Origin of the sequence: Rhodovulum sp. BSW8 (genome assembly GCF_003314725.1) — a bacterium.
Taxonomy (GTDB): Bacteria; Pseudomonadota; Alphaproteobacteria; order Rhodobacterales; family Rhodobacteraceae; genus Rhodovulum; species Rhodovulum visakhapatnamense.
Genome location: NZ_QNVX01000014.1, coordinates 141,095 through 167,936 on the forward strand (window position 1 = coordinate 141,095; position 26,842 = coordinate 167,936).

The 26,842-nt window shown below is 68.5% G+C and carries 20 protein-coding genes; 11 read left to right on the forward strand and 9 right to left on the reverse strand.

Annotated elements, in window-relative coordinates:
- Window position 1: 1 nt before the first annotated feature.
- Window positions 2-1,069, reverse strand: a complete 1,068-nt coding sequence (locus DSD19_RS10270) for a substrate-binding domain-containing protein (protein ID WP_113669513.1) — start codon at window positions 1,067-1,069, stop codon at window positions 2-4.
- 255 nt (window positions 1,070-1,324) lie between these two features.
- On the opposite strand from DSD19_RS10270, the gene DSD19_RS10275 reads away from it, so the two are divergent.
- The gene (locus DSD19_RS10275) at window positions 1,325-2,224 is read left to right on the forward strand and encodes a MurR/RpiR family transcriptional regulator (RefSeq protein ID WP_113669514.1); all 900 of its coding nucleotides are present in this window, start codon (window positions 1,325-1,327) and stop codon (window positions 2,222-2,224) included.
- Between the two features lie 6 nt (window positions 2,225-2,230).
- On the opposite strand, the gene DSD19_RS10280 is transcribed toward DSD19_RS10275, so the two are convergent.
- From DSD19_RS10280 to DSD19_RS10290, 3 genes are read right to left on the reverse strand one after another with little or no spacing between them, the layout of a single operon-like run.
- Window positions 2,231-3,739 carry an aldehyde dehydrogenase family protein gene (locus DSD19_RS10280; RefSeq protein WP_113669515.1) on the reverse strand — a complete coding sequence of 503 codons (1,509 nt, stop codon included), beginning with the start codon at window positions 3,737-3,739 and terminating at the stop codon, window positions 2,231-2,233.
- A gap of 46 nt (window positions 3,740-3,785) precedes the next feature.
- Window positions 3,786-5,207, reverse strand: coding sequence for a hypothetical protein (locus DSD19_RS10285; RefSeq protein WP_113669516.1), 1,422 nt, complete (start codon window positions 5,205-5,207; stop codon window positions 3,786-3,788).
- 12 nt (window positions 5,208-5,219) lie between these two features.
- A complete protein-coding gene (locus DSD19_RS10290; protein WP_113669517.1) occupies window positions 5,220-6,506 on the reverse strand; it encodes an FAD-binding oxidoreductase in 1,287 nt (428 codons plus the stop codon).
- Window positions 6,507-6,703: 197 nt separating this feature from the next.
- On the opposite strand from DSD19_RS10290, the gene selD reads away from it, so the two are divergent.
- Window positions 6,704-7,756: a selenide, water dikinase SelD gene (gene selD / locus DSD19_RS10295; RefSeq protein WP_113669518.1), complete on the forward strand. Its 1,053-nt coding sequence runs from the start codon at window positions 6,704-6,706 to the stop codon at window positions 7,754-7,756.
- 3 nt (window positions 7,757-7,759) lie between these two features.
- Here selD and DSD19_RS10300 read toward each other — a convergent pair whose 3' ends face one another.
- Genes DSD19_RS10300 through DSD19_RS10310 form a run of 3 tightly spaced genes read right to left on the reverse strand, consistent with a single transcriptional unit; the run spans window position 7,760 to window position 9,883 of the window.
- Window positions 7,760-8,275, reverse strand: coding sequence for an Lrp/AsnC family transcriptional regulator (locus DSD19_RS10300; protein WP_113669519.1), 516 nt, complete (start codon window positions 8,273-8,275; stop codon window positions 7,760-7,762).
- Complete coding sequence (locus tag DSD19_RS10305; RefSeq protein WP_113669520.1) at window positions 8,272-9,132, reverse strand: VOC family protein; 861 nt, start codon at window positions 9,130-9,132, stop codon at window positions 8,272-8,274. The genes DSD19_RS10300 and DSD19_RS10305 overlap by 4 nt, the downstream gene beginning before the upstream one ends.
- A 28-nt stretch (window positions 9,133-9,160) precedes the next feature.
- On the reverse strand, window positions 9,161-9,883 hold the full coding sequence (locus tag DSD19_RS10310) for an SDR family oxidoreductase (protein WP_113669521.1): 723 nt from the start codon (window positions 9,881-9,883) through the stop codon (window positions 9,161-9,163).
- Window positions 9,884-10,079: 196 nt separating this feature from the next.
- Between DSD19_RS10310 and DSD19_RS10315 the strand changes: the two genes are divergently transcribed.
- The 9 genes from DSD19_RS10315 to DSD19_RS10355 all read left to right on the forward strand — a co-directional run bounded on the left by DSD19_RS10315 (window position 10,080) and on the right by DSD19_RS10355 (window position 21,082).
- The gene (locus tag DSD19_RS10315; RefSeq protein ID WP_113669549.1) at window positions 10,080-11,687 is read left to right on the forward strand and encodes an ABC transporter substrate-binding protein; all 1,608 of its coding nucleotides are present in this window, start codon (window positions 10,080-10,082) and stop codon (window positions 11,685-11,687) included.
- Window positions 11,688-11,753: 66 nt separating this feature from the next.
- Complete coding sequence (locus tag DSD19_RS10320) at window positions 11,754-12,737, forward strand: ABC transporter permease (protein WP_113669522.1); 984 nt, start codon at window positions 11,754-11,756, stop codon at window positions 12,735-12,737.
- Window positions 12,734-13,612, forward strand: coding sequence for an ABC transporter permease (locus tag DSD19_RS10325; RefSeq protein WP_075784079.1), 879 nt, complete (start codon window positions 12,734-12,736; stop codon window positions 13,610-13,612). The genes DSD19_RS10320 and DSD19_RS10325 overlap by 4 nt, the downstream gene beginning before the upstream one ends.
- Window positions 13,609-15,246: an ABC transporter ATP-binding protein gene (locus DSD19_RS10330; RefSeq protein ID WP_113669523.1), complete on the forward strand. Its 1,638-nt coding sequence runs from the start codon at window positions 13,609-13,611 to the stop codon at window positions 15,244-15,246. Before DSD19_RS10325 ends, DSD19_RS10330 begins: the two co-directional genes overlap by 4 nt.
- A gap of 11 nt (window positions 15,247-15,257) precedes the next feature.
- Window positions 15,258-16,904, forward strand: a complete 1,647-nt coding sequence (locus DSD19_RS10335) for an aminotransferase class V-fold PLP-dependent enzyme (RefSeq protein WP_113669524.1) — start codon at window positions 15,258-15,260, stop codon at window positions 16,902-16,904.
- A complete protein-coding gene (locus DSD19_RS10340) occupies window positions 16,901-18,205 on the forward strand; it encodes an FAD-binding oxidoreductase (RefSeq protein ID WP_113669525.1) in 1,305 nt (434 codons plus the stop codon). Before DSD19_RS10335 ends, DSD19_RS10340 begins: the two co-directional genes overlap by 4 nt.
- Before the next feature lie 16 nt (window positions 18,206-18,221).
- On the forward strand, window positions 18,222-18,692 hold the full coding sequence (locus DSD19_RS10345; RefSeq protein ID WP_113669526.1) for an L-2-amino-thiazoline-4-carboxylic acid hydrolase: 471 nt from the start codon (window positions 18,222-18,224) through the stop codon (window positions 18,690-18,692).
- Window positions 18,693-18,695: 3 nt separating this feature from the next.
- Window positions 18,696-19,868: a M20 aminoacylase family protein gene (locus tag DSD19_RS10350; protein ID WP_113669527.1), complete on the forward strand. Its 1,173-nt coding sequence runs from the start codon at window positions 18,696-18,698 to the stop codon at window positions 19,866-19,868.
- A gap of 116 nt (window positions 19,869-19,984) precedes the next feature.
- Window positions 19,985-21,082 (forward strand): transglutaminase-like domain-containing protein, encoded by a 1,098-nt coding sequence (locus DSD19_RS10355; RefSeq protein WP_113669528.1) that lies wholly within the window; start codon window positions 19,985-19,987, stop codon window positions 21,080-21,082.
- Window positions 21,083-21,203: 121 nt separating this feature from the next.
- Here DSD19_RS10355 and DSD19_RS10360 read toward each other — a convergent pair whose 3' ends face one another.
- Window positions 21,204-23,351: a bifunctional diguanylate cyclase/phosphodiesterase gene (locus DSD19_RS10360; protein WP_165828102.1), complete on the reverse strand. Its 2,148-nt coding sequence runs from the start codon at window positions 23,349-23,351 to the stop codon at window positions 21,204-21,206.
- A gap of 309 nt (window positions 23,352-23,660) precedes the next feature.
- Entirely contained in the window at window positions 23,661-26,684 is a 3,024-nt protein-coding gene (locus DSD19_RS10365; RefSeq protein WP_113669530.1) for a CheR family methyltransferase, read from the reverse strand.
- Between the last annotated feature and the right edge of the window lie 158 nt (window positions 26,685-26,842).

A 26,842-nucleotide genomic window follows, 5' to 3' on the forward strand; every position in this document is an offset into this window, starting at 1 on the left:
CTCAGCTGGCCTTCACTTCGTTCCAGAGCGCGACCCAGTCGCCATAGCGGGGCGGGTTCTGCTTCCAGACGAAGCTGTCCATCACCGAGAGGTCCTTGATGAAGATCTTGTCCTGCTGCTCCTCGGTCAGAAGATCCCGCGCGGCCGAGGTCGATTGCGCATAGGGCCCGCCAACGGCCAGCATCTTGCCGTAATCGGGGCCCAGCAGGTAGTCGACCAGCGCGAAGGCCGCGTCGAGCCGGGCGCCCTCGACGCCCTTCGGCACCGCGATGGTATCGCACCAGCCGATGACGCCCTGTTTGGGCTTGGCCATGCCCATGTCGATGCCCTTGGCGCGAAGCTCGTAATAGGGCGGCACCCAGGAGAAGGCGCAGACCACCTCGCCGGTGGCAAAGAGGTTGGTCAGGTCGCCGATCGAGTTCCAGTAGGTGCGCAGCTTCGATTTCTGGATCTTCAGAACCTTCTTCACCTCGGCCAGCTGCCGGTCGTCCATGGTGAACATCTCGGATTCGGGGATGCCCAGATACATCGCGGCGATCATGATGCCCTCCAGCGCATAGTCGCGCATGGCCAGCTTGCCGTTATACGCGTCGCCCTCGAAGAACACCGACCAGTCGGGTTCGGCCTCCATCAGGTCGGCGCGGTAGACGATGGGGTTGATGCCCCAGTAGAACGGGATGCCATAGGTCTGTCCGTCGACCTTGCCCAGCGGGGTCTGCTTGAAGGTGTCGTACAACAGCGCGGCGTTCGGCACCCTGCCAAAGTCGATGGGCTGCAGCAGGTCCGAGGCGGTGTAGTATTCGACCTTGTCGAGCCCGGGCGTGATCAGGTCGACGGAATCGGCGCCGCCGGCGCGCAGCTTGGCGAACTGTTCGTCATCGGTGCCGATGAAGGTCTTGGTCAGGGAGATGTCGTTGGCGGCGAGGAACGGGGCAAGGTAGTCGTCCTTGGCCAGGTTCTCCCAGGTCATCCACAGGATGCCGGTGGCGGCATCGGCCCGGAAAGCGGGTCCGAAGGCGCCGAGCGCCGTCCCGGCCAGGGCAGTCTTCAGAAGGTCTCTGCGGTTCATGCGGTGTCCTTTCGTAGCGGAACGGGAAGGGGCAGGCCGTCCTGACGCGAGACTGAACGAGAAAATGAATTTTCGTAAAAGCAAAAACTGAGAAAGCAAATTTTCATATCGGATTTGCTGCGCGGATGGGCGCATCTCGCCCGGATATGCCTTGAAATCGGGCACAGGATGTCCCTCGGACCGCCCGGACAGGATCGGCGCGCGGGGCATGAAAACCGATTTGCGCCAGAGTCGGATCTGTGAAAACGATAGGCCATGACCAAGCCGGGCGCACAGACCGAGGACGGGGCCGAGCTGGCCGGATCGCTGCTCAAGCGGATCCACCGCGCCTATGACGGCCTGCCGGGCGGCGAGCGCAAGGTGGCCGATGCGATCCTGTCGGCGCCCCATGAAATGGCGGTCTGGAGCGCCTCGGAACTGGCGGCGCAGGCGGGCGTCTCGAACGCCACGGTCAGCCGGATCGTGCAGCGGCTGGGCTATCGCAATTTCGAAAGCGCCCGGCTCGATGCCCGCAAGCTGCGCGAGACCGGATCGCCCCTGTTCATGACCGAAGAGACCGAACCGGGGCAGGAGGGGCGGCCCTTCGCCCGGCTGATCCGGGCCGAGGCCGACCTGATCGAGGCGACGCTGGCGCGGGTCGATCCGGGCGTGCTGCGCGATGCGGCGGGGGCTCTGAGGCGGGCGCGGCGGGTGCGGGTCCTGGGATTTCGCAACAGCCGGTTCCTGGCCGATTACCTGACCGCCCAGCTGGCCCAGATCCGGCCCGATGTCGCGCCGCTTCTGCTGGATGGACAGACCGCGGCCGAGGGCGTCGCCGGGCTCGGCCCCGAGGATGTGGCGGTGATCGTCGGGCTCAGGCGGCGCCCGGCGCGGTTCTCGCGGCTGGTGCAGGCGGTGGCCGCGCGCGGCGCGCGGGTGCTGCTGGTCTGCGATGCCAGCCTGCGCGGCGCCCCGGCCCATGCCGCCTGGACCTTCACCTGCGCGGTGGAAACCCGCACGCCGCGCGATTCCTATGCCGGGGCTCTGGCGCTGATGCGGCTTCTGGCGACGGAGTGCGCCGCCGCGCTGGGCGAGGCGGGCCTTCTGCACCTGAACGCGGTCGAGACCCTGCGCGAGGATCTCGACGAACTGGAACTGTCCGACCCTGCCTCCTGAACCGCCTCAGATGTCGAAGACGACGCCTTGGGCCAGCGGCAGATCGCGCGAATAGTTGATGGTGTTGGTGGCGCGGCGCATGTAGCCTTTCCAGGCATCCGAGCCGCTTTCGCGCCCGCCGCCGGTTTCCTTCTCGCCACCGAAGGCCCCGCCGATCTCGGCGCCCGAGGTGCCGATATTCACGTTGGCGATGCCGCAATCGGACCCGCGGGCCGACAGGAACAGCTCCATCTCGCGCAGGTCGGTGGTGAAGACCGAAGACGACAGCCCCGCGCCGACCGCGTTATGCGCCTCGATCGCCGCGTCGAAGTCGCTGTATTTCATCACGTAGAGGATGGGCGCGAAGGTTTCCTCCAGAACCGGGCCGGTCTGCTCGGGCATCTCGACCAGCGCGGGGCGGGCGTAGAAGGCGGTGTCGGGGCCGATGGCCACGCGCTCGCCGCCATGAACGGTTCCGCCCGCCGCGCGGGCCGCGGCCAGCGCGGACTGCATCGCCCGATAGGCGGCGCCGTCGATCAGCGGCCCGACCAGGGCCGAGCTTTCCAGCGGGTTGCCGACGGTGACCGAGCCATAGGCCCGGATCAGCCCGGGTACGAGCGTGTCATAGACATCCTCATGCACGAAAAGCCGGCGCAGGGTGGTGCAGCGTTGCCCGGCCGTGCCCATCGCCCCGAAGGCCACGGCCCGCAGCGCCATGTCGAGATCGGCCGAAGGGCAGACGATGCCCGCGTTGTTGCCGCCAAGCTCCAGGATCGCACGGCCGAAGCGCGCCGCCACCTTCGGCCCGACGATCCGCCCCATCCGGGTCGAGCCGGTGGCCGAGACCAGCGCCACATCGGGGCTGTCGACCAGCGCCGCGCCGACCTCCGCGCCGCCGATCAGCACCTGCGCCAGGCCCTCGGGCGCCTCGCCGAACCGCTCGAGCGCGCGGGCCAGCACCGCCATCGAGGCCAATGCCGTCAGCGGCGTCTTTTCCGAGGGTTTCCAGATCACCGGATCGCCGCAGACCAGCGCCAGCGCCGTGTTCCAGGACCAGACCGCGACGGGGAAGTTGAAGGCCGAGATCACGCCGACGACCCCCAGAGGGTGCCAGGTTTCCATCATCCGGTGGCCGGGACGCTCGGTCGCGATGGTCAGCCCGTAAAGCTGGCGCGACAGACCCACCGCGAAATCGCAGATGTCGATCATCTCCTGCACCTCGCCCGCGCCTTCCGAGGGGCTCTTGCCGGCCTCGATCGACACCAGCCGGCCAAGTTCGGCCTTGGCCGCGCGCAGCTCTTCTCCGAACAGCCGGATCAGCTCGCCCCGCTTCGGCGCGGGCACCATGCGCCAGACCCGGAAGGCCGCGCTGGCGCGGGCGATGGCGGCGGCGGCCTCTTCGGCGGTGGCAGGCACGACATCGGCGATCTCTTCGCCGGTGATGGGCGAGAAGCTGGCCATGCCGCCGCCGGTAAAGGCGCCGCGCGCGACGCCCAGAGTTGCCAGAAGGGCTTCGGTGTCGGTCCTGAGGGGCATCTGCGATCCTTCCTGTTGGGCGCGGCCCGGGAGTGCCGGGCGCAGCCTATTCGACGACATAGACGAGGACTGTCATCGCCACGGCCAGTGTCATGGCGATCAGCGTGAAGCCCCGGTTGACCCTGAAGGTCACATGATGGGGCGGGCGGTGCAATTGCCGACCGGTGATGATCGACATGGCCGAGATCGGCGAGGCCGAGATCGCCAGCGCCCAGGCCAGGCACAGCGCCAGCCCCAGCGCATAGGGATGCTGGGCGCCGACCGGGCTGGCGCCGAACAGTTGCGCGGCCATCACCATGACGATGGAATGCGGGATCATCAGCGCGCCCGCGGCCGGGATCGCCAGCAGACAGGCGAGGATCACCGCAAGCGGCGGCAGGGACCCGCGCTCGATCAGCGCGTCGATGCCCATCGCCTGCGCCGCCTGGGCGACGGCCGCCCCGATCACGGCGGCGGCAAGGAAGATGGTGCTTTCGGTCGCCATGCCCTCGGAGGCGGCCGAGACCCGGACCAGCGCGCTGCCCCCGGACCGGGGCAGGCCGCGCTCGATCCGGGGCCAGATCACGGCCAGGAGCGGCAGTACGATGCAGGCGGCAATGAGGAAGCTGATGTCCAGCAGCCGGTGCAGAAGGATCGTCACCGCGACAAGCCCGGCCACGGCGGCCAGCACCGCCACCAGCGCCCCGGCCGAGCCCGGCGGCGCGGCCTCGGCCGCCTGCCCGGACGGCGCGGGGGCCTTCCGCGCGTCGAGAAGCGCCGTGACGACCGCGATGGTCAGGGCCGCGGCCAGGGCCAGCGCCAGGAAAAGCACCGGGTCGAGCGTGGGGATCGCGCTGGTGACGATGGCAAAGCCGAGCCCGATCGGTGACCAGACCGTCATCATCAGCGTGCCGCGCAGCGCGGCCAGCGTCATCGCCCCGGTGTCGATCCGCCGCCGCCCCTCGGTCGCGCGGCGGGCATCGTGATCGGCGGCGATATCCGAGATCATGCCGATGGTGCCGATGTTGAACAGAACCGAAATCGCCTGCGCGCCGAGGCTGACCGCGACGATCCGCACCCGGGCGGTATGGGCGAACAGCGCTTCGGCCGCCCGGGCGATGGCCTTCGAGCCGCGCACCGGCGCCCGGATCAGCCCCAGCGCCGTCAGGAAGGCCGAAAAGGCCGTGCCCTGCATCAGCGCCTGCCGCATCGCGGGCATCGCCTCGGGCAGCGTCGCGGCCACCAGCGCGACCGACAGCGCGGCGGCGCCAAGGAATATCCGCGCGATCCGCGACACCCGGTCGAGCCGCAACAGCGCCAGCGCCACCGCCGCGACGGCCGCGATATCGAGAACCGCCCCGGCCCCTGCCAGCCGTCCGGTGGCAAGCGTCCCCGCGATCAGCGCCGACAGCATGAGGATCGACAGGCCGCCCGCGGCGCGGGACAGGAGTTGGGGCGGGACCGGACGGGTCAGGTGCAGGCTTGGCATGGTCGGGTTCCGTCAGCGGTCGAAGACAAGATGTGTGGCCACCGCCCCGGCGCGGAAGAAAAGCTCCCGCCCCCGGCGCAGCGGCGCGGGCGCGATCCTCGAGACCGGCAGCGGCATCGCCTCAAGCGGCAGATCGCCCGCGACATGGGCCGCGATGGCCTTGCCGAAGACGGTGCCGGGCGCGATGCCCCGGCCGTTATAACCCGCTATGGCGAGGGCGTTTTCGCCCGGCAGGTGCAGGCGCGGCAGGTGATCGCCGGTCATGCCGATCCAGCCGAACCAGTGCGTTGCAAAGCCGATGCCCCTCAGCTGCGGAAAGATCCGGTGCATGGCGCGCAGGGCCCAGTCGCGATGGACGGCGAAATCGGGCGCGGCCAGCTGCCCGACCGACCCGAAGACCAGCCGTCCGTCGGCATCGAGCCGGAACGAGGACAGCACCCGTCTGGTATCCCAGCAGCCCTCGCCGCCCGGCAGGATCGTGGCGCGGATATCGGGCGGCAAGGGCGGCGTCGCCATGTTGAAATAGGGCAGGCGGATCTGTTCGCGGCGCAACCCGGTCGCGACCTGCCGGGTATAGGCGTCGGTCGCCAGTACCAGCCATTTCGCGCGGACCTGCCCGGCCGGGGTCCGGGCCACCCAGTCGGCGCCCTCGCGGGCAATCCCGGTCACGGGGCTCCGGGCATGGATCGTGGCGCCCGCGGCCATCGCGGCCCGGGCAAGCCCGCGCGCATAGGCCAGCGGCTGCAGGGTGCCCGCGCGCCGGTCCCACAGCGCCCCGGCATAGGACCCGCCGCCGATCCGGCGGTGCGCCTCGGCGGCATCCAGCAGCTCGACGGGGGCGCCGCGCGCGCGCCATTGCCGGGCGCGCTCGGTCAGCTCGGCCAGCCCGGCAGCACCGACCCCGCAGTGAAGCGTGCCGTTCCGCACCGCCTCGCAGGCGATCCCGTGCCGCGCGATCAGGGCAAAGACCTCGGCCGGGGCCGAGCCCAGAAGCTCCAGCAGCCGGGGTCCGTGCCCGGGCCCCAGCGCCTTCGGCATCTCGTCGGGCATGGTCCACATCCCGGCATTGACCAGCCCGACATTCCGGCCCGAGGCACCAAAGCCGACCTCGGCCGCCTCAAGCACCACGATCCGCCGTCCGGCCACGGCCAGATGCAGCGCGGCCGACAGCCCGGTATAGCCCGCGCCGACGATGACGGCATCGGCCTCGGCGGGACTTGTCAGCGGGGGCGTGTCCGCCACGGCCAGCGCGGGCGCGGTCTCTTCCCACAGGCCATGGGATCGGGGGTCGTTCTGCATCTCGGGCTCCGGTCGACCGGCGCGGCGGGCAACCGCCTCCCATCCGACATGCCCCAGCCGCGCGCCCGCCGCCAGTGCCGGATGCGTCAAAGGCGGCCCTCTGCCATCGGGGATGGCACGCGCCGCACAGGCTTTCCGTTGACAGTGGGGCCCTGCGGGCGGTCCTATCGCGGGGACTGCCCGAAAGGAGACCCGGCATGACCGACGAGCCCGCGTTGATGTCCCTGGCCCATGGCGGCGGCTGCGGCTGCAAGATCGCGCCCGGGGTGCTGAGCGAGCTGCTGGCGAAGATGCCCGGCCTGCCGGTGCCGCCCGATCTGCTGATCGGCACCGCCAGTTCCGACGATGCCGCGGTCTACCGGCTGAACGACAGCCAGGCGCTGGTCGCGACCACGGATTTCTTCATGCCCGTGGTGAACGACCCCTATGATTTCGGCCGCATCGCCGCGACCAATGCCTTAAGCGATGTCTATGCCATGGGCGGGCGGCCGATCCTGGCGTTGGCGCTGTTGGGCATGCCCATCGCGAAGCTTTCGACCGCCACCATCGGCCGCATCCTTGAAGGCGGCGCCGCAGCCTGCGCGGCGGCGGGCATTCCGGTCGCGGGCGGGCACAGCATCGATTCGGTCGAGCCGATCTACGGGCTGGTGGCGCTGGGCCTCGTCCATCCCGACCGGGTGCGGGCCAATACCGGCGCGCGGCCGGGCGATCTGCTGATCCTCGGCAAGCCGCTTGGCACGGGCGTAATGTCGGCCGCGCTGAAGAAGGGGCTGCTGGATGCGGACGGTTATGCCCGGATGATCGACACCACGACCCGGCTGAACACGCCCGGCCCCGATCTGGCCGCGCTTGACGGCGTGCATGCGCTGACCGACGTGACCGGCTTCGGGCTGGCGGGCCATGCGCTGGAACTGGCGCGGGGTGCGGGATGCCGCGCGGTGCTGGACTGGGGCGCGGTGCCGGTGATGGACGGCGTGCGCGCGCTGCTGGCGGCGGGCTGCGCGACCGGCGCCTCGGGCCGGAACTGGGAAAGCTATGGTGCGAGCGTCTTGCTGCCCGACGGCTTCGCCGAGGACGACCGCGCGCTTCTGACCGATCCGCAGACCAGCGGCGGGCTTCTGGTCAGCGCGGCCCCCGACACGGCAGGGGCGGTGCTGGAGGTCTTTGCCCGGCACGGCTTCGAGGCGGCCGCGCGGATCGGCCGGATCGAGGCGGCCGATGGCGCCGCGCCGGGGGTCGTGCTTGGCTGAGCGTTACAGATAGCTGGTCGGCACGGCGGTGGTGAATTTCAGCTCTTCCATCGAGATCGAGGAATTGATCTGCGAAAAGTCGAGCCGCTCGATCATCGTCTTGTAGACCCGGTCATAGGTCGAGATATCGGGCACCACGACCTTCAGGATATAGTCGGTCGCCCCGGTCAGCCGGTAGGCCTCGACAATCTCGGGGATGTCGTCGATCAGCGCGCGGAAGCTGTTCAGCCAGGACGTCTCGTGGCGGGGCGCGGTGATGCCGATGAAGACCGTCATGCCGACATTGGCGCGGGCATGATCGACGACCGCGACCCGGCCCTTGATCACGCCCGCCTCTTCCAGCCGCTTGATCCGCCGCCAGCAGGGGGTGGGGCTGAGCCCCACGATATCGGCCAGCGCGTTCACCGCCAGATCGGCGTCGCGCTGCAGGATCTCGAGGATCTTGCGGTCGATCTCGTCGAAATCGGGCGTTTCGCCCGATTTCCGGTCCGCGCCGCGGGTCTTGCGGCCGGTGCTCATGCGGGAACGAACTCCAGCACCGCCCCGGCGCAGTCGGCGGGCGCCAGCGCCAGCCCCGCCGCGGTCTCGACCGGCGCGACCCCGGCCCCGGTCAGGCAGGCTGCCGTCGCCGCCATGTCCTCCGACCGGATGGCGAGCCCCGCCAGCCCTTCGGCGGGCAGGGCCGAGAGGTCGAGCCCGGGGAAGCGCGCGGCCAGCGCGGCCCCGGTCAGGCAGAGGATCGGCGCCGAGTCCGGGCCGGTCTCGACCCTGGCCCCGCCGTCGAGGGGCACGACCGTTCCGGCGGCGAACAGCCGGGCCAGCCGGGCGGCCGCGGCCTCGGGATCGGCGCTTTGGGCAAAGATCGCGCCCAGGCCGCAGGCGCGGTTCGGATGGGTCAGAAGCTCGGGCAGCCAGACCGTCTCGCGGGTCTTGTGCTGACACATGAAGACCAGCCCGAAGGGCAGTTCGGCCTCGGCATAGGGCAGGGTGGCGAAGGCCGCGGGCGCTGTACCGCCGCCCGGCAGCGGCACCGGGCGCTCGAAATGTCCGACCTCGGCGGTCGCGATCCCCAGCGCGTCGAGCGCGGTCTTCGCGGCGTCGGCATCGTCGATCCGGCAGGCGACCGCGCGCAGCCCCTCGCCCTCGCGCGCCAGAGCCTCGCGCCGGGGCGCGTTGCCCTCGGTGGGCGTCACGATGCCCAGCAGCTCCATGTAATCGGCGGGAAACATGAGGGTGTAGTTCGCCGTGCCCTTGGCCGCGCTGTGCAGGCCCTTGGGCGACAGCGTGAAGCCCAGGCGGCGGTAGGCCTCGGCGGACCGGTCGAGATCCTCGACCAGCAGGAAGACGTGGTCGACGCCTTTTACGGGATGGCTCATCGGAAGCTCCTTCAGTTCAACGGGCGGGTCAGCGGGGCGCGCGCAGCACCGGCGCAAAGGTGATTTCATGGATCGCGACATTGGGGTTCATGCCCGCGACCTGCAACGCCAGTGCCGCCACATCCTCGGGCTGGATCACTTCGGCCGCGCGGGCCGGGTCGAAACCGGGCCGTCCGTTCAGCAGCGGCGTCGCCACCTCGCCCGGGCAAAGCGCGGTCGAGCGGATGCCGTTTTCGCCCTCCTGCGCGTTGAGGCTGGCGCTGAGATCGGTCAGCGCGTGTTTCGAGGCGCCATAGGGCACGCCCGCCACGGGCGCATGGAACCGCCCGGCCCAGGACGAGGTATGGATCATCACGCCGGATTTCTGCCGCCGCATCGGCCCCAGCGCCGCGGCGATGACATTCAGCGCGCCGGTCAGGTTGGTGGCGATCACCCGGTCCCAGCTGTCCCAGTCAAGCTCGTCCCAGCGCCGGAGCGGCACGTTCAGCCCTGCATTGTTGCACAGCACGTCGATCCGCCCCGCCCACTGGACGATCTCTTCGGCAATTGCCAGAATGCGCGCCCGGTCGGTGACATCGCCGGCAAAGACCCGCAGCCGGTCGCCGGGGCCGCCAAGCTCCTCGGCCAGCGCGGTCAGGCGGTCCTCCGAACGCGCGGTCAGCGCGATGCGGTAGCCCGCCCCGGCGAAGGCCCGCGCCATGGCCGCGCCAATTCCGGAACCGGCGCCCGTGATCCAGACACAGTTCTGCATATTTGTTCACCCTTTCCGCAAGTATGAGGGAATGTTTTCGCGCAGTATAGCCAAAAGGGTAGGATGTCCTTCCGATAATCATCGTCGAAGCGCAAAATTTGCATTGACGTTGCTGTCGGGTTGCCGCTTTTTGGTCGGGCGGACGCTTCCGGGGCGCATGCCCGGATGGCAAGACCATAACAACAGGGATTTCGACATGATCACGACCAGCAGATCGGCCTGCGGATCGGCATGGGGCTGGCTTCTGGCCGGGGCTGCCGTCTCGGCCCTGGCGGGACCCGCCGCGGCACAGGAGCCCCGGCACGGCGGCACCGCCATCATCCACATGCCCTCGGAACAGCGCATCCTGAATCCCGCGCTGCGGGCCTCGACCGGGGTCTACAACATCACCGGCAAGATCATGGAGCCGCTGATCGACAAGTCCTATGACGGCCCCGTGGGGGTGCTGGCGACGGACTGGTCCTCGACCGATGACGGGCTGCACATCACCGTCAAGCTGCGCGAGGGCGTCAACTGGCACGATGGCGAACCCTTCACCTGCGACGACGTCGCCTTCTCGGCGATGGAGCTGTGGAAGCCGCTGCTCAACTATTCCTCGACGCTGCAGCAATACCTCGAGTCGGTCGACTGCACCGATCCCCATACCGCCGTGTTCAACTATTCGCAGCCGATGCCGCTGGACCTGTTCGTCGCGGCGATGCCCGATCTCGGCCATCCGGTGCCCAAGCATCTTTACGAGGGCACCGACATCATGCGGAACGAGCACAATACCGCGCCGGTCGGCACCGGGCCGTTCAAGTTCGTCGAGTACAAGCGCGGGCAATACGTGATCGCGGGGCGCAACGACGATTACTGGCGCGGCAAGGAATACCCCTATCTCGACCGCATCGTCTGGCGCTTCATCCCCGACAAGTCGGCGGCGGCGGCGGCCATCGAGGCGGGCGAGATCCACGAATCCGGCTTCAACGGAGTCTCGATGGCCGATATCGAGCGGTTCTCGAAGATGGACGGCTTCGATGTCGGGACCCAAGGCTACGAGAACAACGTCGCCCACTCGACCGTCGAGTTCAATCATCGCAACCCGATCCTCGCCGATCTGAAGGTGCGGCAGGCGATCTATCACGGGCTCGATATCGACTATGCGATCAAGACCATCATGCGCGGCTATGCCAAGCCGGGCCGGGGTCCGATCCCGTCCGCGGGCGGTACGAACTACACCGATGACGTGACCACCTATGCCTACGATCCCGAGCTGGCCAAGAAGATGCTGGACGAGGCCGGCTATCCCGAAGGTCCCGACGGCATCCGGTTCAAGCTGCGCCACCGGCCGGCGCCCTGGGGCGAGTATACCCAGCTCTGGGCCGAGTATTTCGCCCAGGCGATGAAGGAGATCGGCATCGAGGTCGAGATCCTCACGAACGATGCCCCGGGTTTCCTGAACGGGGTTTATCGCGACCACGATTTCGACACCGCGAACGGCTGGCACCAGTTCCGGTCGGACCCGGCGGTCTCGACCATGGTCTGGCTGCGCTCGGGCTCGCCTGCGGGAACCCCCTGGTCGAACCAGTTCGGCTGGCAGTCCGACGAGATGGACCGGATGATCGACGAGGCCCAGGCCGAGCTTGATCCCGACCAGCGGGCCGCGGACTATCACGCGATCCAGAAGCTCGCGATGGAAGAGATCCCGGTGATCTTCGCGATCGAGCACCCCTTCATCTCGGTCACCTCGCAGAAGCTCCACAACCACCACAACACCCCGCGCTGGAACTCGTCGAGCTGGTACGATCTCTGGCTCGAGAAGTGATCCGATGACCCCGGGTCCGGGCGGCGCGACCGTCCGGGCCTGGCCCCCCCTTCCGGAACCTCCGACATGCAACTGACCCAAGTCCTCACCTACGCGCTGCGGCGGCTCTTGCAGGCCGTGCCGGTGGTGATCCTGATCATGGTGGGCACCTTCCTGCTGCTGAAGCTGGCGCCCGGCGATACCGTCGATGCGCTGGTCGGCGACATGGGCGGCGCCGATGCCGCCTATATCGCGCGGCTGCGCGCCGAATACGGGCTCGACCAGCCGGTCTGGGTCCAGCTCGGGCGCTACATGGCCAAGCTGATCCAGTTCGATTTCGGCTGGTCCTTCGTCTACGAACAGCCGGTGGCGGCGATCCTGTGGGAACGGCTGGGCACCACGCTGATGCTGATGGGCACCTCGCTGAGCCTTGCCTTTTCCATCGGTGTGGGCCTCGGCGCCATCGCCGCGCGGCGCGCCTATTCGCTGACCGACAACGCGATCTCGACGCTGGGGCTGATCTTCTACGCGACGCCCAGCTTCTTCCTGTCGCTGATGATGATCCTCTTGTTCTCGGTCAAGCTGGGCTGGCTGCCGGTCAGCGGGCTGAGCGATGTCGCGGCCTTCTATACCGGCTGGGATCACGTGATCGACGTCGTGCTGCACCTGATCATGCCGACCGCGGCGCTGTCGCTGATCTACCTGTCCTTCTATCTGCGGCTGATGCGGGCCAGCGTGCTGGAGGTCGCCGATCTCGACTTCGTGCGGACCGCGCGGGCCAAGGGCGCGGGCGAGACCCGGCTGATGATCCATCACATCATGCGCAACGCGCTGTTGCCGGTGGTCACGCTTCTGGGGCTGCAATTCTCGACCGTGCTGGGGGGCTCGGTGGTGGTCGAGACCATCTTCGCGCTGCCGGGGCTCGGCCAGCTGGCCTATCAGTCGGTGATCCAGCGCGACATGAACATGCTGATGGGGATCATCTTCCTCTGCGCGATCATCGTCGTCATCGTGAACTTCCTCACCGACCTGCTGTACGCCCGCCTCGATTCAAGGATCGCCCTGAAATGACCGCCGCGACCACAGACCTGCCGCGCGCCGAGGCCGCCCCCGCGGTTGCGCTCTGGCGCCGCTTCGCCCGCAACCGCGCCGCCCTGCTGGGGCTGGTGCTGTTCGGGGCCGTGCTCGTGATGGCCGCGACGGCCGGGCTGATCGAGCCCACAGATCCGCTGCGCCGGGCGGGCGACCCGCTGACGAAGCCCTTCACCGACTGGGCCGTGCCGCTTGGCACCGATCAGCTCGGCCGCGATATCCTGGCCCAGCTGTTCCACGGGGCGCGGATCTCGCTGCTGGTCGGCGTTCTGGCGACGCTGCTGTCGATTGCCATCGGGGTCGTCGTGGGCGCCCTGGCGGGCTTCTTCGGCGGCTGGGTTGACGATGTGCTGATGCGCGTGACCGAGGCCTTTCAGACCATCCCCAATTTCGTGCTGCTGCTGGCGCTGGTGGCGATCCTGGGGTCGTCCATCGAATATATCACACTCGCCATCGCCATCGTGTCCTGGACCGCGCCCGCGCGGATGGTGCGGGCCGAGTTCCTGTCGCTGCGCAGCCGCGAATTCGTCGATGCGGCGCGCAATCTGGGCGTCTCGAACGGGGCGCTGATCTTTCGCGAGATCCTGCCCAACGCGCTGCCGCCGGTAATCGTCTACGCCTCGGTCATCATGGCGCTGTCGATCCTTCTGGAAAGCGCGCTGGCCTTCCTGGGGCTGGGCGATCCCAACCATGCCAGCTGGGGCAACATGATCGGGCAGGGCCGCGCGGTCCTGCGCACCGACTGGTACTGCGCCGTCATTCCCGGCATCGCCATCGTGCTGACGGTGCTGTCCTTTTCGCTGCTGGGCGAGGGGCTGAACGACGCGCTCAACCCGAGGCAGAAGAAACAATGACCGATCCTGTTCTCGACATCCGCGACCTCAAGATCGCCTTGCCCAAGGGGTCCGACCGCCCCTTCGCGCTCGACGGGCTGAACCTGAGCGTGAACCCCGGCGAGATCGTCTGTCTGGTCGGCGAAAGCGGGTCCGGCAAGTCGCTGACCGCGGGCGCGATCATGCGGCTTCTGCCCGAACCCCATGTCCGCGTCGCCGAAGGGTCGATCCGCTTCGAGGGCCAGGATCTGCTGGCGCTGTCCGAGCGCGAGATGAAGCAGATCCGCGGCGACCGCATCGCCCAGATCTTCCAGGAGCCGATGACCGCGCTGAACCCGCAGAAGACGGTGGGCTGGCAGATCGACGAGGTGCTGCGGCTGCACACCGGGCTGGGCCGCAAGGCGCGGCGCGCGCGGGTTCTGGAACTGCTCGATCTGGTGCATATCCCCGACCCCCGGTCGGTCTATCATGCCTATCCGCATCAGGTCTCGGGCGGGCAGCGGCAGCGGGTGATGATCGCCATGGCGCTGGCCTGCGAGCCGAAACTGATCATCGCCGACGAGCCGACCACGGCGCTCGATGTCACCACGCAGCTGCAGATCCTCAAGCTGATCCGCGAGCTGCAGGAAAAGGAAGGCGCGGGCATTCTCTTCATCACCCACGATTTCGGCGTGGTGGCCGAGATTGCCGACCGGGTGGTGGTGCTGAGCAAGGGCGAGATGGTCGAACAGGGCACCGCCGCCGAGGTGCTGAACCGGCCCAGGCATCCCTATACCCGCGCGCTGATCGGCGCGATCCCGGCACTGGTGCCGCCGCGCCCGCGCGATTTCCGGGATGCGCCGGTGGTTCTGAGGGCCGAGGGGCTGGTCAAGACCTTCGCCGCGCGCGGCAGCCTGATCTCGGGCAAGCGCGCGCCGGTGACGGCGGTCGACAACCTGTCCTTCACCTTGCGCCGGGGCGAGACGCTGGGTGTCGTCGGCGAAAGCGGCTCGGGCAAGACCACGGTGTCGCGGATCGTGACCCGGCTGCTGGAATCCGATTGCGGCGCGGTCGAGGTCGACGGCACCGACCTGCTGGCCTGTTCGCCGCGCGAGCTGCGCGAGATGCGGCGCCATATCCAGATGGTGTTCCAGGATCCTATGGCCTCGCTGAACCCGCGCAAGCGGGTCGAGGACCTGATCGCGCAGGGGCCCATCGTCCATGGCGCCGACCCGAAGGTGGCCCGGGCGCGTGCCCGCGAATTGCTGGAGCTGGTCGAGCTGTCGCCCGCCGCCGCCACCCGCTATCCGCACGAATTCTCGGGCGGGCAGCGCCAGCGGATCGGCATCGCCCGGGCGCTGGCAATGGAGCCGAAGGTGATCGTCGCCGACGAACCCGTCTCGGCGCTTGACGTGTCGGTGCAGGCGCAGGTGCTGAAGCTGCTGGCCGACCTGCGCGACCGGCTCGACCTGTCGGTTCTTTTCGTGACCCACGACCTGAGGGTCGCGGCCCAGCTTTGCGACCGGGTGATCGTGATGCAGAAGGGCCGGATCGTCGAGACCGGCGTCACCGCCGAGCTTTTTGCCGCGCCGAGCCATCCCTATACGCAACAGCTTCTGGCCTCGATCCCGGGCCGTGGCTGGACGCCGCCCGACCTGGCAACGGACGCCGCCTGAAGGACCTTCCCATGTCACTGCATTTCGAAGACATCCGCCGCGCCCTGATCGGGGAGGGTGCCGCCATTCCCGGCCCCTTCGGTCCGCGCGCCCTGATCTATGCCGACTATGTCGCCTCGGGCCGGGCGCTGGGCTTTGTCGAGGACGCGATCCGGCGCCATGTGCTGCCGGTCTATGGCAACACCCATACCGAAACCTCCTATACCGGCCGTCGGACCACCGAATTGCGCGAACTGGCGCGGGCGGCGGTGCGCGAGGGCATGGGCGCGGACGAGGCCCATGCCGTCATCTTCTGCGGCGCGGGCAGTACCGGCGCCGCCGACAAGCTGGTCCGGGCGCTGCAGATGGGCGGGCCCGCCGGGCAGCTTGGCCCCGAGGCGGTGGTCTTCGTCGGCCCCTATGAGCATCACTCGAACGACCTGCCCTGGCGCGAGAGCGGGGCGAGGCTGGTGCGCATTCCGCTGGATGCGGCGGGCGCGATCTGCCTTCCGACGCTGAGGCGCGAGATCGCGGCCCATGCGGATGCGGCCCTGATGGTGGGGGCGTTCTCGGCGGCCTCGAACGTGACCGGCATCCGCACCGATATCCGCGCGGTCGCGCGGCTTCTGCACGAGGCGGGCGGCTGGTGCGTGATCGATTTCGCCGCAGCCGCCCCCTATGTCGCGGTCCGGATGGCCGAAAGCGCGCCGGGCGCAGGCGACCGGATCGACGCGGCGCTGGTCTCGCCGCACAAGTTTCCGGGCGGGCCGGAGGCTTCGGGTCTGCTGATCGCCGATCGCGCACTGCTGACGACGCCCCGGCCCACGGTGGTCGGGGGCGGCACGGTCAGCTTCGTCAGCGCGGCCGAACAATGCTATGTCGAGGCGGTCGAGGCGCGGGAAGAGGCGGGCACGCCCTCGATCGTCGGCAATATCCGCGCGGGCATGGTGCTGGCGCTGAAGACCGAGCTTGGCGCCGAGGCCATCGAGGCGCGCGAGGGCGAGCTGCGCGCCCGGCTCGAGGCGGCGCTGTCGGCCGAGCCGGGGATCGAGCTTCTGGGCCCGAGGAACGCGCCCCGGCTGGGGATCTTCTCGTTCAACATCCGCATCGGCGCGCGGCATCTGCATCACGGCTTCGTCGTGGCGGCTCTGAACGACCTGTTCGGTATCCAGGCGCGCGGCGGCTGTTCCTGCGCCGGGCCCTATGGGCACCATCTGCTGGACATCGACGACGCCCGCAGCCACCGCTTTTCCGAGGCGGTCGCGCGGGGCCATACCGCCTTCCGGCCCGGCTGGGTGCGGCTGGGGGTGAACTACTTCTTCTCGGACGAGGATGTCGACCGGCTGGCCCGGGCGCTGGTCTTCATCGCGCAAAACGGGCTGGCGCTGCTGCCGCTGTACCGGCTGGACGTCGCGCATGGGGTCTGGCGCGCACTGGATGCCGAGCCAGCGCCGCCGCCCGAACGCCTCTCGGATCTCTGGGCGATGCCCGAGGACGACGCGGCCGCCCCCGATTTCGAGACCTGCCTTGCCGAGGCGGCCCGTCTGGCCGAAAACGGCCGGGCCGCGGCCTCGGCCGCCGCCGGGACCGATCTTGACGCCGATGACGAGGCGTTGCGCTGGTTCTGGCTGCCCGAAGAGGTCGCCGCCGCCCTGACCGACAAGGAGACCCCGGCATGACCGATCCCGTGACCTTTCCGCCCTCGCTCTGGGCCGATACCGCGCCCCCCCGGACCCCGGCGCCCCCGCTTGCGGGTACCGTCGAGGCCGACACGGTCGTCATCGGCGGCGGGTTTACCGGGCTGTCGGCGGCGCTGCATCTGGCGCGCGAGGGCAAGCGGGTGGTGCTTCTGGAAGGGCAGGCGGTTGGCTGGGGCGCCTCGGGGCGCAACAATGGCCAGGTGATCCCGACCCTGACCGCCGCCGAGCCCGACGCCTGGGTCGCCCGCTTCGGCGAGACCGGGCGGCGCTTTGCCGAGCTGATCGGCGGTTCGGCCGGGCTTCTCTTCGACATCGTGCGCCGCGAGGGGCTGAAGGCCGAGGCCGAACAGACCGGCTGGTTCCAGCCCGCCCATTCGCCGGGCCGCGTAAAGCTGAGCGAAAAGCGGGTCGCGGCCTGGCGCCGCTTCGGCTTCGACGTGTCGCTGAAGGATGCCAGGGAAACCGCCCAGATCCTGGGCAGCGACTTCTGGCACGGCGGGATGTATGCGCCCACCGGCGGGCATATCAACCCGCTGGCGCTGGCGCGCGAACTGGCCCGCGCGGCCGAAAGCCATGGCACGGTGATCCACGAACAAAGCCCGGTGAAATGGTTCGAGCGGCAGGGCGCCGAATGGGTCGCGGCGACCGCGGCGGGCAAGGTCCGGGCGCGCGCCCTGATCCTGGCCAGCAACGCCTATACCGGCAAGCTGGCCGCAGGGCTTGCGCCGAAGATCGCGCGCAGCTTCATCCCCGTCCATTCCTGGCAGATGGCGACCGAACCGCTGGGCGAGAACCTTCGCGCCAGGATCCTGCCGGGCCGGCAGGCGGTGTCGGACACCCGGGGCGATCTGCGCTTCTTCCGCTATGACGCGCGCAACCGGCTGATCACCGGCGCCGCGATCATTCCCGGCTGGAAGGATGCCGGGCGGGCCGAGGCCAAGGCCGCGCGGAACCTGGCCGAGGCCTTCCCCGAGCTTGGCGTGCCGAAGATGACCCATGTCTGGTCCGGCTATCTGTCGATGAACTGGGACCGCTTCCCCCGTGTTCACAAGCTCGGCCCCGACGGCTGGGCCTGGGCCGGGTGCAACGGGCGTGGCGTCGCGCTGGGCACCGCGCTTGGCCGCGAGATGGCGCGCGCCGTCGCGGGCGAGGACCCGCGCGGGCTGGCGCTGCCGGTGACCGAGCCGCAGGCCTTCCCCTATCACGCCCTGCTGACCCGCATGGCCCCGGCCTATCTGGCCTGGCTGCGCCGCAAGGACCTGACCGAACCCGATCTCTGAGCGAGGAGCCAAGAGAATGAACGACCTGCCGATCCTCGAACGCCGCCGCATCGAGGCGATGATCCTGAAACATGCCTTCGACGTGATCTCGGAACGCGCGGGCCGGGCCGAGGCCGAGGCGGTGATCGGCGAGACCTGCTCGCGCTCGGCGATCGAGCAGGGCCGGGCGCTGGCCGCCGGTCTCGACCATGCCCCGGATCTGGTGGACTACGCCGCGATCCTGCCGAACTGGACGAAGGAAGACGCGCTGGAAATCGAGCCGCTGGAAATGTCGTCGGAAAAGATGGATTTCAACGTCACCCGCTGCCGCTATGCCGAGATGTATCGCGAGATGGGGATCGGCGAGATCGGGCATCTGCTGTCCTGCAACCGCGATGGCGATTTCTGCATCGGCTACAATCCCGAGATCGAGATGACCCGGACCCAGACCATCATGCAGGGCGCAAGCCACTGCGATTTCCGGTATCGCATGAAGAAGAAGGACTGAAGGATGGCCGTCGAGAACTGGGTCGCAAAGCATATCTCGGAACTGGTCGAATTCCGCCACGACCTGCACCGCCATCCCGAGCTTCTGTACGATCTGCCGCGCACCTCGGCGAAGGTGGCCGAGGCGCTGCGCGCGGCGGGCGTCGACGAGGTGCATGAGGGCATCGGCCGGACCGGCGTCGTCGGCGTGATCCGGGGCCAGAGCAATGCCTCGGGGCGCATGATCGGGCTGCGTTCGGACATGGACGCGCTGCCGATCCGCGAGGAGACCGACGCCGAGTGGGCCTCGACCGTGCCGGGCAAGATGCATGCCTGCGGCCATGACGGGCATGTCGCGATGCTCCTGGGCGCGGCGCGGCATCTGGCCGACAGCCGGGCCTTCGACGGCACCGTGATCGTGATCTTCCAGCCCGCCGAAGAGGGCGGCGCCGGGGCGAAGGCGATGATCGAGGACGGACTGTTCGCCCGCTGGCCCTGCGACGAGGTCTACGGGATGCACAACCGGCCCGGCCTGCCGGTCGGGCAGTTCACCATCGCGCCGGGACCGATCATGGCCTCGGTCGACGAGGTACGGATCACCATTTCCGGCCGGGGCGGCCATGCCGGGCGGCCGAACACCACCATTGACCCGATGCCGGTCGCGGCGGCGGTGATCCAGGCGGTTCAGACCCTGACCTCGCGCACCATCGACCCGATCGACAGCGCGGCGGTGTCGCTGTGTTCGATCCACGGGGGCGATGCGTTCAACGTGATCCCGCAGGACATCTCGATCACCGGCACCGTGCGCACCCTGCGCGAGGAGGTGCGCGACCATATCGAGGCGCGGCTCAAGCAGATGGTCGAGGGCATCGCCGCAGCCTGCGATGCGACCGGCCGCGTCGAGTATATCCGCCATTATCCGGTGACCGTGAACCACGCGGCCCAGACCGATCTGGCCGCAGCCGCCGCGCGTGCGGTCGCGGGCGACGAGGCGGTCACGACCGACATGCCGCCGACCCTTGGGGGCGAGGATTTCTCGTTCATGCTGAACGAGGTGCCGGGCGCGCTGATCAATATCGGCAACGGGCCGAGCCAGGGCCTGCACCACCCGCGCTACGATTTCAACGACGAGGCCATCGGCTGGGGCTGTTCCTACTGGACCACGCTGGTCCGCCAGCGCCTGCCGGTCGCGGGCTGATCTCCCTTCGGGCAGCGGGACGTCTGGGCAATTCCCCTGCCCGGGCTAAATCCCGCCGCATAGGCCCCCGCGCTGGCCGAGCCGGGGCCCCGGATCGGCAGGGAGGAAGCTTTGCCATGACGATGAAGAGACGGGCGGTGTTGGCCGCAGGGGCCGCGATGGCGCTTGGGATGGCGCTGCCGCGCCCGGCCGCGGCCCGGTTCGCCCCCGAGCCCTCGGGCTGGCGCCGGTTTGAGATAACGACGCGGCTGGCGATCCCGCGGGTGGGAAAACCGGTCCGCGCCTGGGTGCCGGTGCCCGCGATGACCGAGGGCAACTGGATGCAGGCGGGCGCCGCGCGCTGGACCACCAATGCCCAGCGTGCGGGCCTCAAGACCGACGGCGCCACCGGGGCACGGTTCGTCGAGGCGGTCTGGCCCGCCGCCGATGCGCCCGCCGACCTGGTGGTCACGGCCGTTGCCTCGGCGCAGGACCGGGCCGTCGATCTGTCGCGCCCGCAGGATCTTCCGCCCTTGCCGGAGGCAGAGCGCGCCCGCCATACCGCCCCGACCGCGCTGATCCCGACCGACGGCATCGTGTACGAGACGGCGATGGACATCGTCGGCGACGCGGGCAGCGATCTGGAAAAGGCGCGGCGGATCTACGACTGGGTGGTCGACAGCACCGACCGCAACCCCAGGACCCGGGGCTGCGGGCTGGGCGACGTGGCCTCGATGCTGAAAAGCGGCGACCTGACCGGGAAATGCGCCGATCTCAACGCGCTTTTCGTGGGCCTCGCCCGGGCCGCCGGGTTGCCCGCGCGCGATCTTTATGGCCTTCGCGTCGCGCCCTCGGCCTTCGGCTACAAAAGCCTCGGCGCGGGCTCGTCCGATGTGACCAAGGCCCAGCATTGCCGGGCCGATGTCTATCTGGACGGTTTCGGCTGGGTGCCTGCCGACCCGGCCGATGTGCGCAAGGTCGTGCTTGAGGAACCGCCGAAGACCCTGACCCTGGCCGATCCGGCGGTGCAGGCGGTGCGTTCTGGTCTGTTCGGCGCCTGGGAGGGCAACTGGATCGCCCTGAACGCCGCCCATGACGTGACGCTGCCCGGATCGGCGAACGGGCCGCTGCCGTTCCTGATGTACCCGCAGGCCGAATCCGACGGGCGGCGGCGCGACGAGCTGGAGCCGTCGGGCTTTGCCTATACCATCACCGTGCGGGAGCTTGGCGCCTGAGGCGCAACGGACCCGCATTGCCGATGCGAAACGGGGCGGCGCGTTGCACCGCCCCGTGGGCTTGTCCGTCTTGGCCCGGACGCGGGGTCCGGGTGGGCGGTCTTCCCCGCCTCGCGCCGTCTTACGCGGCGACGAGGGATTCGAAGGCCGGGATCTCGAGCCCCGGGCTGACCAGGAACCCCTGGCCGCAGCCGCAGCCGTTCTCGGCCAGCCAGGACAGTTGTTCCTCGTTCTCGATGCCTTCGGCGACGGTGGTCAGCTGCAGGCTTTCGGCCAGCGCCAGCATGGCGCGCACGATGCTGTCCGAGGCGCCGTCGCGGGCGTTCAGCTGGGCGATGAAACTGCGGTCGATCTTCAGCTCGCTCGGGCGCAGCTTCTGCAGATAGGCCAGCGACGAATAGCCGGTGCCGAAATCGTCGATCGAGATCCGCACCCCGGCATCGGCCAGATCCGCGAGGTTCTGGGAGGCCTCGCTGGTGCAGTTCATCAGCCCTGTTTCGGTGATCTCCAGCAGCAGCAGCTCGGGCGGAATGTCGTGGTAGTCGAGCAGTGCCAGAACCGTCGGCACAAGTTCGCTGGTCTGCAGCGACCGCGCCGAGATGTTGACCGAAATCGGAACCTGCAGCCCGCGCCTGATCCACTCGCCCTGTTGCCGGGCGAACAGCTTGAGCACCCGCAGGTCGAGCGCATTGTAAAGACCGTTGGCCTCGGCCAGAGGCACGAATTCGCCCGGAGAGATGTCGCCAAGCTGCGGATCGCGCCAGCGCAGCAGCGCCTCGGCGCCAAGGATCCGGCTGCGGTCGGCAATGTCGAACTTGGGCTGGAACACCAGCCGGAAGCTGTCCTCGCACAGGGCCTTGCGGAGCGCGCTGAACACGCGCAGGCGGCGTTCGCTGGTGAAGCGCAGGCTTTCCTTGAAGTGGAAGACCCGGTCGCGGCCGTTCGATTTCGCCGAGTAGAGCGCCATGTCGGCGGCCCGCAAGAGATCCTCGGCGGTGCCGGCGTCGCGCGGGTAGTGGCTGAGCCCGACGCTGCAGGTCAGCAGCACCCGGGTGCCTGCGACTTCATAGGGCGAGCGGATCTCGCCAAGCGTCCGGTGCAGGATCTGTTCGGCCTCTTCCGGCGCGGTGTCGGACATGAACAGCAGGAACTCGTCGCCGCCGAACCGGCCGACGCAGGCCCGGTCGCCCATCGCCTCTTCGAGGCGCCCGGCAAAGGCCGACAGGATGGCATCGCCCACCTCGTGGCCCATGCCGTCGTTGATGTCCTTGAAGGCGTCGATATCAAGAAAGCCAAGCACCAGCCCCTTGCTCGTCGGGTCAAGCCGCGCCATGGCCGAGCGCAGATGCTCGAGGAAGCACTGGCGATTGTTGAGCCCGGTCAGCGGGTCGCGATTGGCCAGGTCGTTGGCGATGCTGAAGGCCGCGAAAAGCTCGGTATGGTCGGCCATCAGCGCGCTGACATCGGTCGAGGTGCCGCCGACCGCGAAGACCTTGCCGCTGTCGTCGCGCAGCGGGAATTTCTGGATCAGGAAGCTGCGCCGGTCCTCCGGGGTCGCGGCGAAACTGCCGTGGTTGCTGGCCGGTTTGCCCGAGATCAGCACCTCGATATCGAGCGCGCGCGAGCCCAGAAGCCCGTCGAAATCGCGCCGCTGTTCAACCGACAGACCCGTGCCGTTGCCGATCAATGCGCTCGTCGCCCGGTTGCTGAAGATCAGGTTCCCGGTCAGGTCGAAGGCGTGGAAGAGCGTCGAGGTCGCGTCGCTCAGCATCTGCCGGCAGCGCTGGTCGCGTTCCTGTCGGTCATCGGCATGACGGTCGACCAGCAGCATGTGGACCCGGTCGCCGTCATGGGCGCAGAAGGGGAGCCGCGCCAGATGGGCGTGATAGGACAGATGCACCCCGTCGCCGGGCCGCCCGACATGCACGGGCACGATGGCCGCGGGCTGGGGGACGGTTTCGTCCTGCGACGGAAGCTCGGACAGGTAGGCATGGACCCGGCTGCGGGAATCCTGGTCCAGCATCCGGTAGATCGAGCGGTTGCAGAGGTGATCGACGGAGGGAAAGCCGAAGACGGCGGCGGCCGAGTCGTTGGCTTCGCGCACGACCCCGGCCTGGTCCAGCACCACCGCGGGCAGCGGCAGATGCTCGAACAGAGCGAGGTATTTCTGACGCTCCCTCTCCGAGGCGGCATGCGCCTCGAGCAACTCCTGATTTTGCAGTTCAAGTTCGGCCTGCACCAGCTCCAGATGGTCGGTGCTGGTTTGCACGCTGCCCGGTGCCAGAGTGCTCCATCCTTCGGCCGTCGTCCGGCGCAGAACGCCGGACAACGGCTCGGAGGGCTGGGGGGAAGCCCTCTCGAAGTCACTCGTCCCACCGCTTTCCGCAGCCGGCAGGGGAACCGGCGCATCGTGTCGTCCCATCTCTGGCACAGTCCTCGGTGCAGTCACGCCAACGGTTCGGACTGTCGTTCGACAAACCTAACGAACCATTAAACAACCTTAGCGCGACAGGGAAATCCGGCAGTGTTTTTTGAGGGTTAGCGGTCGTGACGTTGCGTCCTTTGGGGGGACGCGACGTCAACCCTGTTTCATATTCCGGAACCAGGAGGTGATTTCGATGTGGCTGACCACGGCGCCGAACTCGCTTCCGGCCACGGTCGCGGCGGTCATGTAGAACCAGCGCTGTTCGCTCGGCGAATGGCAGGGGTATTCAAGCGCGAAATAAGTCTGGCTGCCCTCGAGAATCGACTTCAGCCCCTCAAGCGCGCGCAGGGCGATTCGCTGGTCTTCGGGGTCCCACGGCACCGGCTGGCCCGGCATGGGCGACCGGCAGACCTCGAGATAATTCGCGCCCGGGCCGCAGCGTTCCAGCCCGGAATCGCCGTTGGCGCGGGCAAAGCGGGTCCAGGCCTTGTTGGTCAGGACGATGGTGCCGTCGAAATCCAGCACCGCTATATGTTCGGGCAGGGCGTCGATGACCCCCTGCAGACGGGCGAGATCGCGATAGACGGTCACGTTGGTCAGGGTGACGACCGCCCCGCGATGGCCCGTCGACTGCACCGCATAGGGCATGATCCGCACCCGGTAAAGCGCGCCGTCCTCGGCCGTCGCCTCGCGCTCGAAGCTGACCTCGGTGCGGATGGTGTCGCGGATGTCGTCCAGCAGGGCTGGGTATTTCAGCCTGTGGGCGATGTCGCCCAGCGGCCGGCCGACATCGCTTTCGCGCAGCTTGAAGACCGAACAGGCATCGGGCGAGAACCGGGTGATCAGCAGCGCCTCGTCGAGAAACACGGTCGCCACCCCGACGGCGCGGATCATGCTGGTCAGATCGGCGTTCAGCCGGTTCAGCATCGCCATCTTTTCCTGGTATTCGGCGTTGACCGTGTTGATCTCTTCGTTGACCGATTGCAGTTCCTCGTTCGAGCTTTGCAGCTCTTCGTTCGAGGCCATCAGCTCTTCGTTGGTCGATTGCAGCTCTTCGTTCGAGGTTTCGAGTTCCTGAATCGTGGTCTGCAGATCGGCCCGGGTCGAGTCGAGCTGCCGTTCGAGGATGTCGATCCGCGCCTGCGCCACGGCGGTCAGGTCGATCCGCTGCGCACCCTCGGGCGTCGTCCGGGGCTCGCGCTCGACTGTCTCGAAGCTCAGCAGAACGCAGGCGCCAAGTTCGGTGCCTGCGAAGGGAATGGCATGCAGCCGCAGCACGCTGGCGTTCTCTTCCAGCCGCACCTCGATCTGTTCCGAGGCCTGGGCTTGGGCGGTCTCGATCGCCTGATGGATCAGGACGCTGGCCATCGCCACCAGCGTCTTCGGCAGCAGCCGCACCAGTTCCAGACTGGCCACGCCCGACCGGGTCAGCAAAAAGGGCCGCAGGTCGCCGAAGAAATGGATCGCCTCGAGCTTGTCATTGACCAGGATCGACGGCGGAGCCCAGGCGTCGAGCAGGGCATTGATTGCCATGTCGGTCAGGCTTTCCCGCACCGGGCCGCGGGCGCCGAAGGCGCGGGCGCTCATCGTCGGGCGGCTGTCCCTGTCGACGGCGAACTGACGCGACTTCAGGCCGTGATCGAACGGGGTCGAGGATTTCAGCGCCGACAGGTCGAACTGGGCCGAGGGTCGCGCCGAGACCCGGACGAAGACCTTGTGCTTGGAGTCGACCGGCTGGAACCCGTTCTGCAGGCTGGACAGCGTCTCGCTGCTGCCGAGGAACAGGAACCCCGCCTTGCGGATCGCGTATTGCAGCCGCAACAGCGCGTCCTTCTGGGCGTCCTGGCGGAAATAGATCAGCGTGTTGCGGCAGCTGACCAGGTCCATCCGGGTGAAGGGCGGGTTCGACAGCAGGTCGTGCCGTGCAAAGACCAGCGATTGCCGCAACTCGCTCGACACCTGCACCGTGTCGCCATTGGCGATGAAATACCGTTCCATCCGTTCGGGGCTGATCTCGGCCCCGACCGAGGCCGGATAGGTGCCCGCCGAGGCGAATTGCAGGCTGTCCTGGCTGACATCGGTGGCGAACACCTTGACCATTGGCGTGCGCCCGGCCCGGTGGAACGCCTCGTGCAGCAGGATCGCGATCGAATAGGCCTCTTCGCCGGTCGAGCAGCCCGCGACCCAGGCGCGCGCGGTCTGGTCGGGCCCCAGAGACTCGACGATCCGCGGGACGACGGTTTCCTCGAGCACCCGGAACGCGTCTTCATCGCGGAAGAAGCGGGTGACCGAAATCAGCAGCTCACGGTTCAGCGCCGTGACCTCGCCCGGCGAGGACAGCATCAGGTCGACATAGCTTTGCAGGTCGGGCTGGCCCAGAACCTGCATGCGGCGGCCGATCCGCCGCAGGATGGTCGAGCCCTTGTAGAGCCGGTAATTGGTGCCGGTCGCATCCTCGAGCGCCTGGAAGATCACCTCCAGCGTGTCGGTCTCGCCCGAAGATCCGTCGGATCCGGCGGCGCTCTGGCCGGTCTCGGCATCCTGTTCCGGGCCGAACGGGATCTTAGGCGGGCGGCTGCGGTGTTCCAGCACCCGCCGCGCCAGGTCGCTGACCGGCAGTTCGGCATCGACCACCCCGGCGCGGCGCACGCTCATCGGCATGCCGTCGAAATTGGCCTCCTTGGTGTCCTGGATCAGGACCAGACCGCCCGCGGCATTGATCGCGATGGCGCCGCGCGTGCCATCCGAGCCGGTGCCCGACAGCACGATGCCGCTGGCCCGGTCGCCGCAATCTTCCGCGAGGGACGAAAAGAAGATGTCGATGGGAAGCGACAATCCCTCATTGCGGGGGGCCAGCCGCAGCACGCCGCGATCGATGCGCATCACCGTACCCGGCGGGATCAGGTAGACATGGTTCGCCGCGACCCGCGTGTCGGTCTCGATCATGCTGACGGGCATCGGCGTGCGCCGCGCCAGAAGCCCTGCCATCAGGCTTTTGTGCTTGGGCGAGAGATGCTGGATCACGACGAAGGCGGCACCGGAATCCGAGGGACAGTTCTCGAAGAAGGTCTCGAGGGCGGACAGGCCACCCGCCGAGGCACCGATGCCGACGATCGGAGGTACGGTGCAGGAGTGGATCTCGTCGGGAAGCTGCCGGGGGTCGGCTTCGGTGCCCATCAGGAATGTGTGCCCCGTTTTTCGTGCCTGCGCTTGCGGTTGCGCATTCAATGAAGTGTTAACTTCATCCTCGCCCGCGTTCTCGCATACGACTTGAAGTTGATCAACCGGTTTTGGCCGCGGAGATTTGCGGCACGGAAGTGCCGATCCGGAACGGA